This window comes from Dyella sp. C9, assembly GCF_003332825.1.
In the GTDB taxonomy this organism is placed as follows: Bacteria; Pseudomonadota; Gammaproteobacteria; order Xanthomonadales; family Rhodanobacteraceae; genus Dyella.
In genome coordinates, this window is sequence record NZ_QIRF01000002.1 from 417,639 (window position 1) to 433,020 (window position 15,382).

General features: G+C 67.1%; 17 protein-coding genes. 7 read left to right on the top strand and 10 right to left on the bottom strand.

All coding sequences use genetic code 11. The annotated features are described in order from the left end of the window. Nucleotides 1-46: 46 nt before the first annotated feature. The 3 genes from DVU99_RS04185 to rpoZ form a co-directional block, all read right to left on the bottom strand. Nucleotides 47-430 (bottom strand): RidA family protein, encoded by a 384-nt coding sequence (locus DVU99_RS04185; RefSeq protein WP_114238929.1) that lies wholly within the window; start codon nt 428-430, stop codon nt 47-49. A 110-nt stretch (nt 431-540) separates the two neighbouring features. Then, nucleotides 541-2,706, bottom strand: a complete 2,166-nt coding sequence (locus DVU99_RS04190; RefSeq protein WP_114238930.1) for a bifunctional (p)ppGpp synthetase/guanosine-3',5'-bis(diphosphate) 3'-pyrophosphohydrolase — start codon at nt 2,704-2,706, stop codon at nt 541-543. A 130-nt stretch (nt 2,707-2,836) separates the two neighbouring features. Continuing rightward, nucleotides 2,837-3,127 carry a DNA-directed RNA polymerase subunit omega gene (gene rpoZ, locus DVU99_RS04195; protein WP_114238931.1) on the bottom strand — a complete coding sequence of 97 codons (291 nt, stop codon included), beginning with the start codon at nt 3,125-3,127 and terminating at the stop codon, nt 2,837-2,839. Between the two features lie 198 nt (nt 3,128-3,325). Between rpoZ and DVU99_RS04200 the strand changes: the two genes are divergently transcribed. Further along, a complete protein-coding gene (locus DVU99_RS04200) occupies nt 3,326-4,189 on the top strand; it encodes a VacJ family lipoprotein (protein WP_114238932.1) in 864 nt (287 codons plus the stop codon). A gap of 76 nt (nt 4,190-4,265) precedes the next feature. Here DVU99_RS04200 and DVU99_RS04205 read toward each other — a convergent pair whose 3' ends face one another. The 7 genes from DVU99_RS04205 to DVU99_RS04235 form a co-directional block, all read right to left on the bottom strand. Continuing rightward, nucleotides 4,266-4,574 (bottom strand): lipid asymmetry maintenance protein MlaB, encoded by a 309-nt coding sequence (locus tag DVU99_RS04205; RefSeq protein WP_114238933.1) that lies wholly within the window; start codon nt 4,572-4,574, stop codon nt 4,266-4,268. Next, nucleotides 4,571-5,245, bottom strand: coding sequence for a phospholipid-binding protein MlaC (locus DVU99_RS04210; RefSeq protein WP_114238934.1), 675 nt, complete (start codon nt 5,243-5,245; stop codon nt 4,571-4,573). The genes DVU99_RS04205 and DVU99_RS04210 overlap by 4 nt, the downstream gene beginning before the upstream one ends. Nucleotides 5,246-5,298: 53 nt before the next feature. Further along, nucleotides 5,299-6,168 (bottom strand): outer membrane lipid asymmetry maintenance protein MlaD, encoded by an 870-nt coding sequence (gene mlaD / locus DVU99_RS04215; RefSeq protein WP_114238935.1) that lies wholly within the window; start codon nt 6,166-6,168, stop codon nt 5,299-5,301. A gap of 52 nt (nt 6,169-6,220) precedes the next feature. Next, nucleotides 6,221-6,994 (bottom strand): lipid asymmetry maintenance ABC transporter permease subunit MlaE, encoded by a 774-nt coding sequence (mlaE, locus tag DVU99_RS04220; RefSeq protein WP_114238936.1) that lies wholly within the window; start codon nt 6,992-6,994, stop codon nt 6,221-6,223. After that, complete coding sequence (locus tag DVU99_RS04225; RefSeq protein ID WP_114238937.1) at nt 6,991-7,827, bottom strand: ABC transporter ATP-binding protein; 837 nt, start codon at nt 7,825-7,827, stop codon at nt 6,991-6,993. Before DVU99_RS04225 ends, mlaE begins: the two co-directional genes overlap by 4 nt. A gap of 192 nt (nt 7,828-8,019) precedes the next feature. Continuing rightward, entirely contained in the window at nt 8,020-8,661 is a 642-nt protein-coding gene (gmk, locus tag DVU99_RS04230) for a guanylate kinase (protein WP_114238938.1), read from the bottom strand. Beyond that, nucleotides 8,658-9,518 carry a YicC/YloC family endoribonuclease gene (locus tag DVU99_RS04235; protein ID WP_114238939.1) on the bottom strand — a complete coding sequence of 287 codons (861 nt, stop codon included), beginning with the start codon at nt 9,516-9,518 and terminating at the stop codon, nt 8,658-8,660. The genes gmk and DVU99_RS04235 overlap by 4 nt, the downstream gene beginning before the upstream one ends. Nucleotides 9,519-9,598: 80 nt before the next feature. Here DVU99_RS04235 and rph point away from each other — a divergent pair, with 80 nt between their 5' ends. The 6 genes from rph to DVU99_RS04265 all read left to right on the top strand — a co-directional run bounded on the left by rph (nt 9,599) and on the right by DVU99_RS04265 (nt 15,356). Next, complete coding sequence (rph, locus tag DVU99_RS04240) at nt 9,599-10,330, top strand: ribonuclease PH (RefSeq protein WP_114238940.1); 732 nt, start codon at nt 9,599-9,601, stop codon at nt 10,328-10,330. A 4-nt stretch (nt 10,331-10,334) separates the two neighbouring features. After that, nucleotides 10,335-10,847 carry a GNAT family N-acetyltransferase gene (locus tag DVU99_RS04245; RefSeq protein WP_198670180.1) on the top strand — a complete coding sequence of 171 codons (513 nt, stop codon included), beginning with the start codon at nt 10,335-10,337 and terminating at the stop codon, nt 10,845-10,847. A 3-nt stretch (nt 10,848-10,850) separates the two neighbouring features. After that, nucleotides 10,851-11,450 carry an RdgB/HAM1 family non-canonical purine NTP pyrophosphatase gene (gene rdgB / locus DVU99_RS04250; protein WP_114238941.1) on the top strand — a complete coding sequence of 200 codons (600 nt, stop codon included), beginning with the start codon at nt 10,851-10,853 and terminating at the stop codon, nt 11,448-11,450. A 4-nt stretch (nt 11,451-11,454) separates the two neighbouring features. After that, nucleotides 11,455-12,621, top strand: a complete 1,167-nt coding sequence (hemW, locus tag DVU99_RS04255; protein WP_114238942.1) for a radical SAM family heme chaperone HemW — start codon at nt 11,455-11,457, stop codon at nt 12,619-12,621. An 81-nt stretch (nt 12,622-12,702) separates the two neighbouring features. Further along, nucleotides 12,703-15,000, top strand: coding sequence for a DUF1631 family protein (locus tag DVU99_RS04260; protein WP_114238943.1), 2,298 nt, complete (start codon nt 12,703-12,705; stop codon nt 14,998-15,000). Further along, complete coding sequence (locus DVU99_RS04265; RefSeq protein WP_114238944.1) at nt 14,997-15,356, top strand: PilZ domain-containing protein; 360 nt, start codon at nt 14,997-14,999, stop codon at nt 15,354-15,356. The genes DVU99_RS04260 and DVU99_RS04265 overlap by 4 nt, the downstream gene beginning before the upstream one ends. Nucleotides 15,357-15,382 lie beyond the last annotated feature (26 nt).

Here is a 15,382-nt window from a genome sequence, read left to right on the forward strand (position 1 = left end):
AGCCGGCGGTGGCCCGCAGGCTGTCGGCGCAGGGAAGAGCAATCGATCAGTCGAGCACCATGATGGCATCGACCTCGACGTCGGCCACCTTGGGCAGCGCCGACACCTCGATGGTGGAGCGCGCCGGATACGGTGCGTGGAAATACTCGGCCATCACGTCGTTGACAGTGGCGAAGTGGCCAAGATTGGTGACGTAGATGCCCACGCGCACGATCTTGTCCAGCGAGCCGCCGGCCGCTTCGGCCACGGCCTTGAGGTTGTCGAACACGCGGCGCGTCTGCGTGGCGATGTCGCCCTCGATCATCATGCCGGTGGCCGGATTCAACGGAATCTGGCCGGAAAAGTACACGGTGTTGCCTGCGCGCACGGCCTGCGAATACGGGCCGATGGCGGCAGGAGCCTTGTCGGTGGCGATGATTTCTCGGGACATGGATGAGCCTCGTGGTGATGTTGCAGGCGACCAGTCTAGAGCGAGAACCGCTTGAAGAGGAGAGACGGACCCCGCCGAAAACCGCGCCGCACCCATCGGGCGCGCTGCGCTTACAGCGGGTAGCGGTAGGCGCCGCTCACCACGCCGGTGCGCCGCACGCGGCGGATCACTTCGGCCAGGTGCTTGCGGTTCTTCACTTCCAGCGCGAACAGCAGCGTGGCCGCGGAGGCATCACGCTCGACGTATTCCACGTTCTCGATGTTGGAATTGGCCGCCGCGATCGCCGCCGCCACCGTGGCGAGCACGCCCGGACGGTTGATGACTTCGATGCGCAGTTCGGCGCGATAGTCGCCCTGCACATCGCGATCCCATTCGATGGCCACGCAACGCTCGGGCGACTTGCGCAGCTCGACCACGTTCGGGCATTCCACGCGATGCACCACGATGCCCTTGCCCGACGACAGGTAACCGATGATCTCGTCGCCCGGCAGCGGATGGCAGCAATTGCCGAAGCTGAGCACGCCGCGCTCGGCACCGGTGATGCGGATCTTCTCCGCCGCGTGCGGCGACTGCTGCACGTCGGTGGACTTCTTGCCGCGCGCCGCCACCAGCTGGCTGGCCACCAGATGCGGCATTCGATTGCCCAGCGCGATGTCGGACAGCAGTTCCTCCAGGCGCTTGAGCTTGGAGGTTTCAAGGAAGCGGTCGAGCACGGCCGGCGGAATCGCATCCAGGCTGGTGCCCAGTGCATCCAGCGCGCGGTCGAGCATGCGATGGCCGAAGTCGACCGCATCCTCGTGCTGCAGGTGCTTCAGGTATTGGCGGATCGCGGTACGCGCCTTGCCGGTGACCACCGATTCCAGCCAGGCCGGATTCGGCAGGGCGGACGGTGCCGTGATGATTTCCACCAGCTGGCCCGACTCCAGCCGCGTGCGCAGCGGCACCAGCTTCTTGTCGACGCGCGCGGCCACCGCATGGTCGCCCACGTCGGTATGCACCGCATAGGCGAAATCGAGCGCCGTGGCATTGCGCGGCAATGCAAGGATGTCGCCGCGAGGGGTGAACAGGTAGACCTCGTCCGGGAACAGGTCGATCTTGACGTTCTCGATGAACTCCGACGACGAGGCCGTGTTGGCCTGGCTGTCGGCCAGCGAGGACAGCCATTCGCGGGCACGCGCCTGCGCGCTGTTGGCCGGGCCGGAATCGGTCTTGTAGGCCCAGTGCGCGGCCACGCCGCGCTCGGCCACCGAGTCCATCTCGGCGGTGCGGATCTGCACCTCGATCGGCGCGCCGAACGGCCCCAGCAGCACGGTGTGCAGCGACTGGTAGCCGTTGGCCTTTGGGATGGCGATGAAATCCTTGAAGCGGCGATCCACCGGCTTGTAGAGGCTGTGCACGGCGCCCAGCGCCATGTAACAGCTCATCGCCGAGTCGACCACCACGCGGAAGCCGTAGACGTCCATCAGCTGCGCGAACGTCTTGTGCTCGTTGCGCATCTTCGAATAGATGCTCCACGGCGACTTGATGCGCCCGACCACGCGTGCGGACAGGTGCTCGGCGCCGAGGCGATGCGACAGCGCGGCCTCGATCTTGCCCATGGCCTCGCGGCGATTGCCCAGCGCGGCGCGGATGCGCTCGCTGATCACGCGATAGCGGTCGGGATACAGCGCGCGAAAGCCCAAGTCCTGCAACTCCGCCTTGAACTTGTTCATGCCCAGGCGCTGCGCAATCGGCGCGTAGATCTCCAGCGTTTCGCGCGCGATGCGGCGCCGCGAGGCCGGGTCCTTGGCGCCCAGCGTGCGCATGTTATGCAGCCGGTCGGACAGCTTGATGAGGATCACGCGCAAGTCGCGCGCCATCGCCAGCAGCATCTTCCGGAAGCTTTCCGCATCCGCCTCCTGGCGGCTGCTGAAGCTCATCTTGTCCAGCTTGGTGACACCGTCGACCAGTTCGGCGACGGTCTCGCCAAACTCGCTGGCCAGTTCGGTGCGGCTCAACGCGGTGTCTTCGAGGGTGTCGTGCAGGATCGCCGCGATGATGGTCTCGGCGTCCAGCCCCAGCTCGGCCAGGATGCCGGCCACGGCCACGGGATGCGTGATGTAGGGCTCGCCGCTCTTGCGGGCCTGGCCCTGGTGCGCCAGTGCGCCCACTTCGTAGGCGCGCACCACGCGTTCCACCTGCCCCTCGGGCAGGTAGGCCACGCGCTCCTTCAGGGCCAGCACGTACGGAGGCAGCGTCGACGAATCCAGGGGAGAGGAATCCGTGACGGCCGGCATGGATGTTCGGTCCCCGCTCAGGCGACCGCCTCGCAGCGCTTGATGGCGGCGAGAGTGGCGGCGTGCGTGCAGCGCAAAGCGCCGGACAAGCCGGCGCCAGGGAGCTGCTGACTACAGCCGCCGCCTTCCATCAGTCGTCTCCGCCCTTGGAGAGGTCGTCGTCGACTTCGGCGGCAGCCCACTCCAGCGCCTCGCGCTCGGCGCGCTCACGCTCGGCCTTGTCGATCTCGTCGATGGTGGCCTGGTCGATGCGGCGGTCGGCGATTTCGCGAAGGGCAAGCACGGTCGGCTTGTCGTGATCGGGATTGACTGCCGGCTCGGCACCCTTGGCGAGCTGGCGGGCGCGCTTGGTCGCCATCAGCACCAGTTCGAAGCGGTTGTCGACCACCTGCAGGCAGTCTTCGACGGTAATGCGGGCCATCTGAAATCCTTAGGGAATAAAGCGACTTATCACGTGTCAGTGTAGCCAGCGGGCGCTTTGCTGGCAATGCAGCACAAGCCCGCGAGCATCGTTCAGGCAGCCTGCAGCCCGCACCCGTGAGACTTAATGGGCTCTGTACACAATAAAAAACCAACAAGTACAATATTGCATTCACTACAGCCCAGGACCGTTGCCGCGATGCCGTCCTCCCTCCTCTCCTTCGCCAGGCGCTGCGCGCCGGTGGTCGCCGTCGCCCTGCTGGCCGGCTGCGCCATTGCCAAGCCGCGCACCGACGATCCCTACGAGAAGACGAACCGCAAGGTCTACGCCTTCAACAACAGCCTCGACAAGGCCGTGGTCCGCCCGGTGGCCGTGGGTTACCGCAAGGTGACCAACCCGACCATCCGGCGTTGCGTGAGTGACTTCTTCACCAACATCCACATGCCGATCACGATCGCCAACGACCTGCTGCAGGCCCGTCCCAAGCAGGCCATCCAGGGCACCGGTCGCTTCGTGCTGAACCTGACCCTGGGTATCGGCGGGTTCTTCGACCCGGCCAGCCAGCTCGGTATCCCGCTCAATGAGACGGACTTCGGCATCACCCTGGCGCGCTGGGGCGTGCCGGACGGCCCGTACCTGATGCTGCCTTTCCTCGGCCCGACCACCGGACGCGACGTGTGGCGCCTGCCGGTCGATGGCTACTTCTTCGATCCACTGGGCTACTACGAGCGCAACAACCACTACGAATACGGCCAGCAGTACCTGCCCGAAGTGCTGTATTTCGTGACCCTGCGTTCCAGCGCGATCGACGCCGAGAGCTTCCTCAACTCGGCCTATGACCCGTATGCCTTCATCCGCGACGCCTACCGCCAGCAGCGCATCTACCAGATCTACGATGGCAACCCGCCGTCGGACGTGATCGACCAGATGCAGGGCCTGAAGGACAAGAACTTCGATCCCGACCAGCTGCTGGACGAGCAGCAGAAGTGGGAAAACAGCAAGCAGCAACAGCCGGCACCGCCGTCCCAGCCGACGCAGAACCCGCCGCAGGACAAGCAGTAAGCCGGCTGCACGGCGGTTGCGACAAACAAGAAAGGGGCCGCAAGGCCCCTTTTCTGTTGCGCGGCAGGGACCGGGCTCAGACCATCAGGTCTTCGACCTCGCACACGCTGGCGAGCAGATGCATGCCCTCGGGCATGTTGCGCACGGTCAGCCGATGGCCACGCTCGGCGGCCTGGGCCAGCACGGCGAGCACGCAGGCCAGCCCGGCGCTGTCGCTGCGGGTGATGCCGGAAAGATCCAGCGTGCCGCGGCCATCACGGGCGACCGCCTTGCCGATGGCATCCAGGGCCACCGCGGCATTGGCAAAGGTCAACGTGCCAGCCACCCGCACGCTGCCCGGAGTGGCCTCGTCGATCTGCGGGGGCGTACCGGCCGGGCTCGTCACTGCTGCGGCGCCTTGGTGTCCTTTTCCATGCTTTCCAGCGCCTTGTCGCCCTGGGTTTCCAGGTTGGTGATCAGCTGGTCGATGCCGACCTTGCGAATCTCCGCATCGACCTGGTTGCGGTAGTTGGTGATGTAGGAAATGCCTTCGATGATCACGTCATAGGCCTTCCAGTTGCCGTCGCGATCCTTGCGGAAGGCGTAGTCAACGGCCACGGTCTTGCCGTCGTCCATCATCACCTGGCTGCGCACGATGGTGCGCTTGTCGTTGAGGTCGCCGGTGAACGGCAGCACCTTCACGCGGCCGCGGGTGTAGTCGAGCAGGCCCTCGGCATAACGATGGGTGATCGAGTTGTAGAACGCCTTGGCAAAACGGGAGCGCTGCTCAGGCGTCGCCTCGCGGGCGTGCTGGCCGAGCACCAGGATCGAGGCATAGTCGATGTCGAAGTTCGGCAGGAACACGCTGTCGATCACGCCGATCAGCTTGTCGTGGTTGTTCTTCAACTCCTGCTGGTGGCCCTCGATGGCCTTGCCGAGCTGATCGGAGATCGACTGCACGATCTGCACCGGGGTCTGCCCGGTGGTTGCGCCCTGTGCCGCGGCCTGAGCGAACGCGGGGGCAGCAATCACGCTGCCGAAGGCAATGGCGGTGGCGATGGCCAGACTGCGCAACATGGGGAAACTCCTGGACGGTAACTGGATGGAATATCGGGTCGCAGCGGGCCGGATCAATGCTTGTCGCCGGCCTTGTCACCGGCATCCTTGTTGCCGGTGGACGACGACGAGGACGAGCCGCTGACCAGGAACTTGCCGATGAGATCCTCGATCTGCATGGCCGACTGGGTCAGCACCAGCTCGTCGCCATCCTTGAGCATGTCCGGCGAGCCGCCGGGCTGGATGGCAACGTACTGCGTGCCGATCAAACCACTGGTGAACACTGCGCCAGCCGAATCGTCGGGAATCTGGTTGTACTTCTTGTCGATGGCCAGGGTGACCTCGGCATCGAGCTTCACCGGATCGGCCTTCACCGACTGCACGCTGCCGATGGCTACGCCAGCCATCTTCACGGGTGCGCCCACCGAGAGCGCGCCGACATTGGTGAAGCGCGCCTTGACCCGGTAGCTGCCAGCCAGGTTGTCGGCCGCGCCGCCGGCGCCGAAGAACTTGCCGAGCATCTCTTCCAGCTGCTGCGCCGGACGGGTCAGCGCCAGCGTGCCGCCCGCGGCAACCGCGTTCTTCGACGTGCCGTACTGGATGCCCACGTACTGGTCGCCCAGCAGGCCGCTGGTGAAGATGGTAGCCACCGAGTCATCGGGGATCTGGCTGTAGCGCTGGTCGATGGCCAGCTTCACGTCGGCCGTCTCCTTGCCCGGGTCGAGCACGATCGACTGCACCTGGCCGATACGCACGCCCGCCACCTTCACCGGCGCGCGCTCCTTGAGCTGACCGATGTTGGCGAAATGCGCCTCCACCGTGTAGCTCGGGCCGCTGCTGCGGTTGGCCACCGAAGTGGTCTGGGTGGCGAGATAACCGAGCGCGGCAAAGCCGAGCACGATGAAAAGGCCGGTGCCGACGGCATAGGACGGTCTCTGGCTCACGGCACGTTCCTCAATGCAAAGTGGTGGTTGACGTTCATGGCGGCGCTCGCGGTCACATCAGGAAGGCAGTGAGCACGAAGTCGAGCGCCAGGATGGCGATGGACGAGGCGACCACGGTGCGGGTGGTGGCGTAGGCCACGCCCTCGCTGGTCGGCGGCGTGGTGTAGCCCTGGAACACGGCGATCAGCGAGACCACCGTGCCGAACACGATGCTCTTCCACAGCACGCCGTTGATAACGTCCTTCACCACCTCGACGGTGGCGGTCATGTTCGACCAGAAGGTGCCGTTGTCGATGCCCAGCCAGGTCACGCCGACCAGGTGGCCACCGAAGATGCCCATGGCGCAGAACACGCAGCACAGCAGCGGCATGGCGATGATGCCGGCGATGAAGCGCGGCACGGCCACGTAGGCAATGGGGTCCACCGCCATCATCTCCATGGCGGCGATCTGGTCGGTGGCCCGCATCAGGCCGATCTCGGCGGTGACCGAGGTGCCGGCGCGGCCGGCGAACAGCAGCGCGGTGACCACCGGCCCCAGCTCACGGTAAATGGCGATGGCCACCACCGTGCCGGTGGCCGAGGTGCCGCCGAAGATCGACAGCACGTCGTACAGCTGCAGACCGAGCACCATACCGACGAACAGGCCGCAGACCATCACGATGATCAGGCTCATCGCGCCCACGAACCACAGCTGGCGCACCGTCTCGCGGAGATGGCGCAGGCTGCGCGGCACCGCCGCCAGCATGCGCAGCAGGAACAGCCCGCAGTTGCCGATCTGCTCGAGCGAGCGCAGCACGACGTTGTCACGACTCATCGACGCGCTCATGCGCCACTCCCTGGAAAGCCGAGCGAGGCGGCATAGTCGCCAGCCGGATACTGGAACGGCACGGGACCGTCGGCCTCGCCGCCAAAGAACTGGCGCGTCCACGGTGAGCCATCGTCGGCAATGGTGCGCGGATCACCCTGCGCCACGACCTTGCCGTTGGCGATCAGGTAGATGTGGTCCGCCACCTGCTTGATCGCCTCCAGCTCGTGCGCCACCAGCACGCTGGTGATGCCCAGCGTCTGGTTGAGCGTACGGATGAGCTTGAGCACCTGGTTCAGCGCGATCGGATCCAGGCCGACGAAGGGTTCGTCGTAGAGGATCAGCATCGGGTCGAACACGATCGCGCGAGCCAGCGCCACGCGCCGCGCCATGCCGCCAGAAAGCTCCGACGGCATCAGGCTAGCGGCGCCGCGCAGGCCCACGGCCTGCAGCTTGGTCAGCACGATGTTGCGGATCAGTACTTCCGGCAGGTCGGTGTGCTGGCGCAGCGGAAACGCCACGTTCTCGAACACGTCGTAGTCGGTGAGCAACGCTGAATTCTGGAACAGGTAGCCGATGCGCTCGCGCAGCTCGAACAGCTTTTCGCGCGACAACGCGGGCACGTTGTTGCCATCCACCCATACTTCGCCGGCGTTGCCACGCATCTGGCCGGTGATGTGCTTGAGCAAGGTGGTCTTGCCGGTACCGCTGGGGCCCATGATCGCGGTGATCTTGCCGCGGGGGATATCCATGTCCAGCGCGTCGAACACCTTCTTGCCGTTGAGCACCGTGGTCAAGCCACGGACACGCACCAGGGCGTTGTCGTCTGGCTTGGCGCTAACGGGATCGGTCATGGCGTATGTCAGGCGAGGGAAAGGCGCAAAGTAACGGAAGACGGGACCGAAGGCCATGCGCCCATCGTCGGGCCACTCAGCCTTCGCTAACAAAACAAGGACTTGCGAACGGGTCCGGATCGCTCCACCAGCCATCCTGCGAAACGCCGGATGGCCGGTCAGGGTGAGCGGCCCAGCCCCGGGGCGAACACGTCAGGCCAGCAGCTCGGCGATCAGCGCCTCATGCCGCTGCCACTGCAGGGTGCTGCGCTGTCGCACCGCGCGCACGATGGCCTGCAGGTCACCCAACGCGACGTCGAAGTCGTCGTTGACAATGATGTAGTCGAACTCGTGCGCGTGGGCGATTTCCTCGCGCGAGTTGTGCAGGCGGCGGGCAATAACCTCGGCACTGTCCGAGCCGCGGCCGCGCAGGCGGCGCTCCAGCTCGGGCCGCGACGGCGGCAGGATGAACACGCTCACGCAGTCGGGCTTGCTCTTGCGGATCTGCCGCGCGCCCTGCCAGTCGATTTCCAGCAGCACGTCGCGCCCCTGCTCCAGCAGGGTATTCACCGTATTGCGCGAGGTGCCGTAGAGGTTGCCGTGCACTTCGGCATGCTCAAGGAAAATGCCTTCGGCGATCTCACGCTCGAACTCGGGACGCTCGACGAAATAGTAGTGCCGCCCGTACTGCTCACCCGGGCGCGGGGGACGCGTGGTGTGCGAAATCGACAGCGAAATGGCCGGTTCGCGTTCCAGCAGCGCGTTCACCAGCGTGGACTTGCCGGCACCCGACGGTGCGGCCACCACGAACAGGGTGCCCCCGGCATCCGACAGCAGGGAGGTCTCGGTACTCATTCGATGTTCTGCACCTGTTCGCGCATCTGCTCGATCAGCACCTTCAGGTCCACCGCCGCGTTCGTGCTGCGCACGTCCACCGCCTTGGAGCCCAGCGTGTTGGCCTCGCGGTTGAATTCCTGCATGAGGAAATCCAGGCGACGGCCGACCGGTTCCTTGGTACCGAGCACGCGGCGCGTCTCGGCGATATGAGTGCTGAGGCGGTCGAGCTCTTCGTCCACGTCGCTGCGGGTGATCTGCAGCACCAGTTCCTGTTCCAGGCGACCCGGATCGGCCGGCTGCTTGAGGTCGGCCAGGCGTGATTCCAGGCGCGCGCGCAGGCCCTCGCGGATCTGCGGCATGAAGCTGCGCACGTCGGCGACGATGCGCTCGATCGCGTCCAGGCGCTCCTTGAGGAGCTCGGCCAGCTTGGCGCCCTCGCGCTCGCGGGTGGCGGTGAGCGCATCGAGTGCACGGTCGAGCACCTCGATCAGTGCCGCCTGCAACACTTCCGGATCCACCTCCGACTGCTGCAACACGCCCGGGAAGCGCAGCAGTTCGGTGAATTCGATGTTCATGCGCGGGAAGCGCGCCTCCAGGTCCAGCGCCAGCTCGGACAGGCGCCCCAGGGCCGCCGCGTTCACCTGCAGCGAATCGGCACGGGTCTCGCCACGCAGGCGCACGGTGACGTCCACCTTGCCGCGCGACAGGCGGGCCGCGATGCGCTCGCGCAGCGCCGGCTCGAACAGGCGCAGGTCGTCCGGCAGGCGCGGACTGAGCTCCAGGTAACGGTGGTTGACCGTGCGCAGCTCGCAGCTGAGCGTGCCGGCCGGACCGGTCGTCTCGGCGGAGGCGTAAGCCGTCATGCTGCGAATCATCGGAAACCTGCGGTATCGGGAAAGGCCGCAATGGTAAACTTTCCCGCCCTGCCTTGCCCAATGCCTAAGGCCCGCATTCCATGAGTTCTTTCAGCCGCCCCCGCGGCCGCGCCAGCGATCAGCTGCGCACGGTCACCATCGAACGCCACTTCACCCGCCACGCCGAAGGTTCGGTACTGGTCAGTTTTGGCGATACCCGGGTGCTGTGCACCGCCAGCATCGAGGACCGCGTGCCGCCGTGGCTGCGCGGCAAGGGTGAAGGCTGGATCACGGCCGAGTACGGCATGCTGCCGCGCGCCACCAATACGCGCATGCAGCGCGAAGCCGCCCGCGGCGGCCAGGGTGGCCGCACCATGGAGATCCAGCGCCTGATCGGCCGCAGCCTGCGCGCCTGCGTGGATCGCCAGGCCCTGGGCGAGCGCGTGATCACGCTCGACTGCGACGTGATCCAGGCCGACGGCGGCACCCGTACCGCGGCGATCACCGGCGCCTATGTGGCGCTGGTCGACGCGGTGACCCTGCTGATGAAGCGCGAGAACCTTCGCCGCAACCCGGTGGTGGGCGCGGTGGCCGCGGTATCGGTGGGCATCTACCAGGGCGTGCCGGTGCTCGACCTGGATTACGCCGAAGACTCCAGCTGCGACACCGACATGAACGTGGTGATGAACGACGGCGGCGGCTTCATCGAGGTGCAGGGCACCGCCGAAGGCCACGCCTTCCGCCGCGACGAGATGGACGCGCTGCTTGGCCTCGCCGAAAAGGGCATCGCCGAGCTGGTCGCCGCCCAGCGCGCCGCGCTCGGGTTGCCCTGAGCGCATGACCACGATGCGCCCGTCGCGTCCCGATGAACTGCAGGCCATCCTGGCCGTGCATCGCGCCGCGTTCGGTCGCGAGGACGAGGCCGGGCTGGTGCGCCGGTTGCAGGCCGACGGCGATCTTGTCTTCGACCGGCTGGCGGAGGACGGTGGTGTCGTCGTCGCACACGTGGCTTTTTCGCCGGTGCGCATTGCCGAAGGTGACGACGGCAAGGTGCTGGGCCTGGCGCCGGTGGCGGTGCTGCCGGAATGGCAACGAGGTGGCGTCGGTAGCGCACTGATCCGCGCATCGCTCGATGCGCTGCGCGCAGAAAAGCAGGTGCGCGCTGTGGTGGTACTGGGCGAACCGGCCTATTACGCCCGCTTCGGTTTCACGCCCGCCTCCCAGGCGGGCCTGCACGACATCTACGGCGGCGGCGATGCGTTCATGGCGATGGCGCTGCAGCCCGGCGGGCTAGACAGCTACGCCGGCCAGGTCGACTACGCTCCCGCCTTTGCCTCGCTTACGGAATAAGCCATGTCCCGCATCGTCCTCGCCAGCAGCAACCCCGGCAAACTGGCCGAATTCAACGACCTGCTCGCCGACAGCGGGCGCAGCTTCGTGGCGCAGTCCGCCTACGACGTGCCCGATGCCGACGAGACCGGCCTGAGCTTTGTCGAGAACGCGCTGCTCAAGGCACGCCACGCCTCCCGCATCAGCGGCCTGCCCGCGCTGGCGGATGACTCGGGCCTGTGCGTGGACTACCTGCGCGGCGCGCCCGGCCTGTATTCCGCGCGCTACAGCGGCGGCCATGGCGACAGCAGCGCCAACAACGCCAAACTGCTGCACGCGCTCGATGGCCTGCCCACTGAACAGCGCGGCGCGTTCTTCATCTGCGTGCTGGTGCTGCTGCAGCATGCCGACGACCCGGCGCCGCTGATTGCCGAAGGCCGCTGGTACGGCCGCGTGCTGGAGGCACCGCGCGGCAACCATGGCTTCGGCTACGACCCCCTGTTCCTTCCCGATGGCGAGACGGTCAGTGCCGCCGAGCTGGCGCCCGGCCTGAAGAACCGTGTCAGCCACCGCGGCCGCGCACTGGCAGAACTGCGCCACCGCCTGGACGCACCCCACACCTGAGCCCATGTCCCTGATCGCGCCACCGCTGTCGCTGTACGTCCACATGCCGTGGTGCGTGAAGAAGTGCCCCTACTGCGACTTCAATTCGCACGGAGTCAAGGGCGAGCCGCCGCCGTACGCCGAGTATGTCGACGTGCTGCTGGCCGACCTCGACGCCGACCTGCGCGATTTCGGCGAGGCGGCGGCAGGCCGCAGCGTGCACAGCGTGTTCTTTGGCGGCGGCACGCCCAGCCTGTTCGCGCCCGAGCTGATCGACCGCTTCCTCGATGGCGTGCGCGAGCGCCTGCCGCTGCCCGAGGGCACCGAGATCACCCTGGAAACCAATCCGGGCACGGTCGAGCATGGACGTTTCGACGGCTATCTGGCGGCAGGCGTGAACCGGCTGTCCTTCGGCATCCAGAGCTTCGACGACGACAAGCTGCGCCGCCTCGGCCGCATCCACTCCGCCAGGGAAGCCGAGGCGGCGGTGAAGTCGGCGCAGGACGCCGGCTACGCCAACCTCAACCTCGACCTGATGTATGCCCTGCCCGAGCAGAGCCTGGGCGGCGCCCAGGCCGACGTCGAGCGCGCCATCGCGCTGCAACCCACGCACATCTCGCACTACCAGCTGACGCTGGAACCCAATACCGCCTTTGCCGCCAACCCGCCGCCCCTGCCCGATGACGACCACGCCTGGGCCATGCAGGAAGCCTGCGAACAGCAGCTGGCCGACGCCGGCTACCGGCAGTACGAGATCTCTGCCTACGCGCAGCCGGAGCGCCGCTGCGCGCACAACCTCAACTACTGGCGCTTCGGCGACTACCTGGGCATCGGCGCCGGGGCCCACGGCAAGCTCACCGATACCGGCACCGGGCAGATCCTGCGCCGCTGGAAGACCCGCCATCCCAAGGCCTACCTGGGCTCACCGGGCGCCCCTGGCCGGATCGGTGGTGACAACCCGGTGGCCATCGATGAGCTGCCCTTCGAGTACATGCTCAACGCCCTGCGCCTGGTCGACGGGGTGCCGTTGACCGACTTCACCGAGCGCACCGGCCTTCCGGCCGAGCGCATCGCCCCTGCCCTTGCCGCCGCCCGCCAGCGCGGCTGGCTGACCGGGGATTCCGCCCGGATACATACCACCGCCCTGGGCCAGCGCTTCCTCAATGACGTGATCTCGGGTTTCCTTGACTGAATCGACCGTTCAGCCGATGGCAGGCCGGACGGAGCCGACTTACACTTCAGTCATTCCGGGGGGAAACTCACAAGGCCAGTCATGGATGTCGAACAGCAGGGTCGACGCCAGCCGTTTGCACCTGATCGGGACAGCCGTCCCGACCATGCCGGCTGGCCGCCGCGCGCGCGTCGGCTGATCGAGGAAACGCACGCACTCTGCGCCAGCTGGCTGGAGGCGCCCCTGCGGCTGTGTCTGGGTGACATCGAGCAGCGCCTGTATGCGCAGGCCGAACGTTCGCGCAACCACCTCGAACAGCAGCAATGCCTGTTCAGCCGGCAAATGGTGCAGCAACAGCGCGCTGCGATCGAACGGCGCTTCCTGGATGGCGTGCGCCAGCACTTCAGCAAGCTGGGCCACCCCGTGGCTTCCCCCGAGGAACCCGACCTGGCGCGGCGGCCACTGGAGCTGCTCGACCAGACCGAGCATGAGCAGACCGTGGCGCTCAACAAGCTGGTGGCCCGGGGCGAAGCGCGTCATGGCACGCCACTGTTCGAGCTGGGCTATCGCTTTGCCGTGCTGGTCGGCCAGCCGCCGCTGGAGGGCGAGCTGCTGCCGCTGGGGCCGCAGGCCCTGGCGAATGCCTTCCGCGATGCGGGAACCCCGCTCGAATTGCCGGTTGAGCATCGCCTGCTGATGCTGCAATCGTTCGACACGGCCGTGGTGCACTCGCTCGCCTCGCTGTACGACACCGTCAACGAACACCTTCGCGCCGACGGCATCCTGCCCCAGTTGCGCGCCTTCCCGACCGCTGCGCGCACCCAGGTGGACCGCCCGTCGCGCGGCCCTGGCGAGCCGCCCGCCCCCGCGGTTGCCCGTCATCCGACAGAACCGCCCGCGGCCACGCCCCCCGCTCCCGCCACGGCCACACCCGCACGCAGCGACAACATCGCCGTGCTCGACAACCTGCGCGAGATGCTGGCCCAGCATCGGGCGGGCCAGGGCGCATTGAATTATCAGGCGGGCGGTCGCGCCGCGACGCCGGAGGAACTGCAGCTGGCACTGGATGCCCTGCAGTTGCATGTCAGCGACGTCGCCGACCAGGCCCGCCGCGAACTGCTCAGCGCCCAGGCGCTGCGCGATGAATTGCTCACCCAGCTCAATGCCGGCAAGCCGGATGGCGCCCACCAGACCCATCTCAGCGAGGAACAGGGCGACACCGTGGAGCTGGTGGCCATGCTGTTTGAACAGTTGGGTGGCCAGTTGCAGGGCCAAGGCAATGCCCGCTCGTTGCTGGGCGACCTGCAACTGCCGCTGCTGCGCATGGCGGTGGCCGACCAGGGCTTCTTCAACCAGCGCGAGCATCCGGCGCGCAAGCTGCTGGGCATGGTGACGGAGGCCGCCAACGACTGGCTCGACGGCCCCGAGGGCGAGGGCGACCGATCCCTGGGCGCCAAACTCAACCAGTTGGTGGACCGTGCCCGCCGCGAACCGCCCAGCACCGGCCTCTACACCAGCCTGCTCGCCGACATCGAGCATCACCTGGGCCTGCTCAATCGCAAGGCGCAGATCGCCGAGCGCCGCCAGGTCGAGGCCATGCAGGGGCGCGAGCGGCTGGAACTGGCGCGCCATCGCGCCAACGAGCTGATGACCCAGCGCTTCGAGCTTTGCAATCCGCGCGGCCTGCTGCGCACGCTGCTGGAGCGGGCCTGGTCCGACGTGTTGGCGCTTACCCTGCTGCGCCATGGCGAGGACAGCGAGGCCTTCATACTGCGACTGCGCATCACCGACCAGTTGCTCGGCCAGGAGCCGGTCACCGACCGCAACCTGCTGCAAAGCGAAGTGGAGTCGGGCCTGCAGCAGATCGGCATGCATGCCGAGGAAGCGGTGCAGGTGGCGCAACGCCTGCTCGGCATTCCGGCCGGCACGCCGACAGCCAGCGAATCGGCCACCACCACCGAACTGGCGCTCAAGCTCAAGCAGCACCAGCGGCTGGGCGAACACGCCAGCCAGGACGCGCCGCCCCCTGCGCCCATGCCGGCACCGCCTGCACCAGCCCCGGAGTCACCCGAACGACGCATTCACCAGCGCCTGCGGCAGCTGCCCTTCGGGACCTGGTTCGAGTTCATCGACTCGTCCAATGGACGCGTGACCCAACGCAAGCTGGCCTGGTACTCCCCGGTGTCGGGCAACAGCCTGTTCGTGACCCGCCGCGGCCTGCGCGGCGAGGAAATGACCTTGCCGCAACTGGCCCACGAGATGGCCTGCGGGCGCGTGCGCGAGATGCCCCCCATGCGGGAGAACCTGCTCGACCGCGCCTGGCATGCACTGACCAGCCATCTGCGCCAGCTGACCCGCCCGCCCGTGCCTGGCCCCTCTTCCGGAGCTACGCCCGCGTGAGCGAGAACGTCACCTCCATCGACCAGCGTCGCGCCCAGCGCAAACGCGCCAACTTCGCCGCCGTGGTCACCGACGTGATCAGCGGACAGGCCATCGGGCACCTGGGCAACCTTTCCGCCAACGGCATGCTGGTGATCAGCCCCCATCCCCCACGCGGCGAGGCCATCTATCAGGTCAGCCTCACCCTGCCGGGCCTGGGCAGCTCCCCGCAGACCATCGAGGTGGGTATCCAGGAGCAGTGGCACGAAGAGGCTGCGAGCCCGGGGCAGGTGTGGTCGGGCTACCGGATCGTCGCCATCGATGAGGCCGACGCTGCGCTGCTGGACGCCTGGCTGGAGCAGCCGGGCCGCGACTGAGCCCCGGCCCGCCGAGGCTGGAAGCA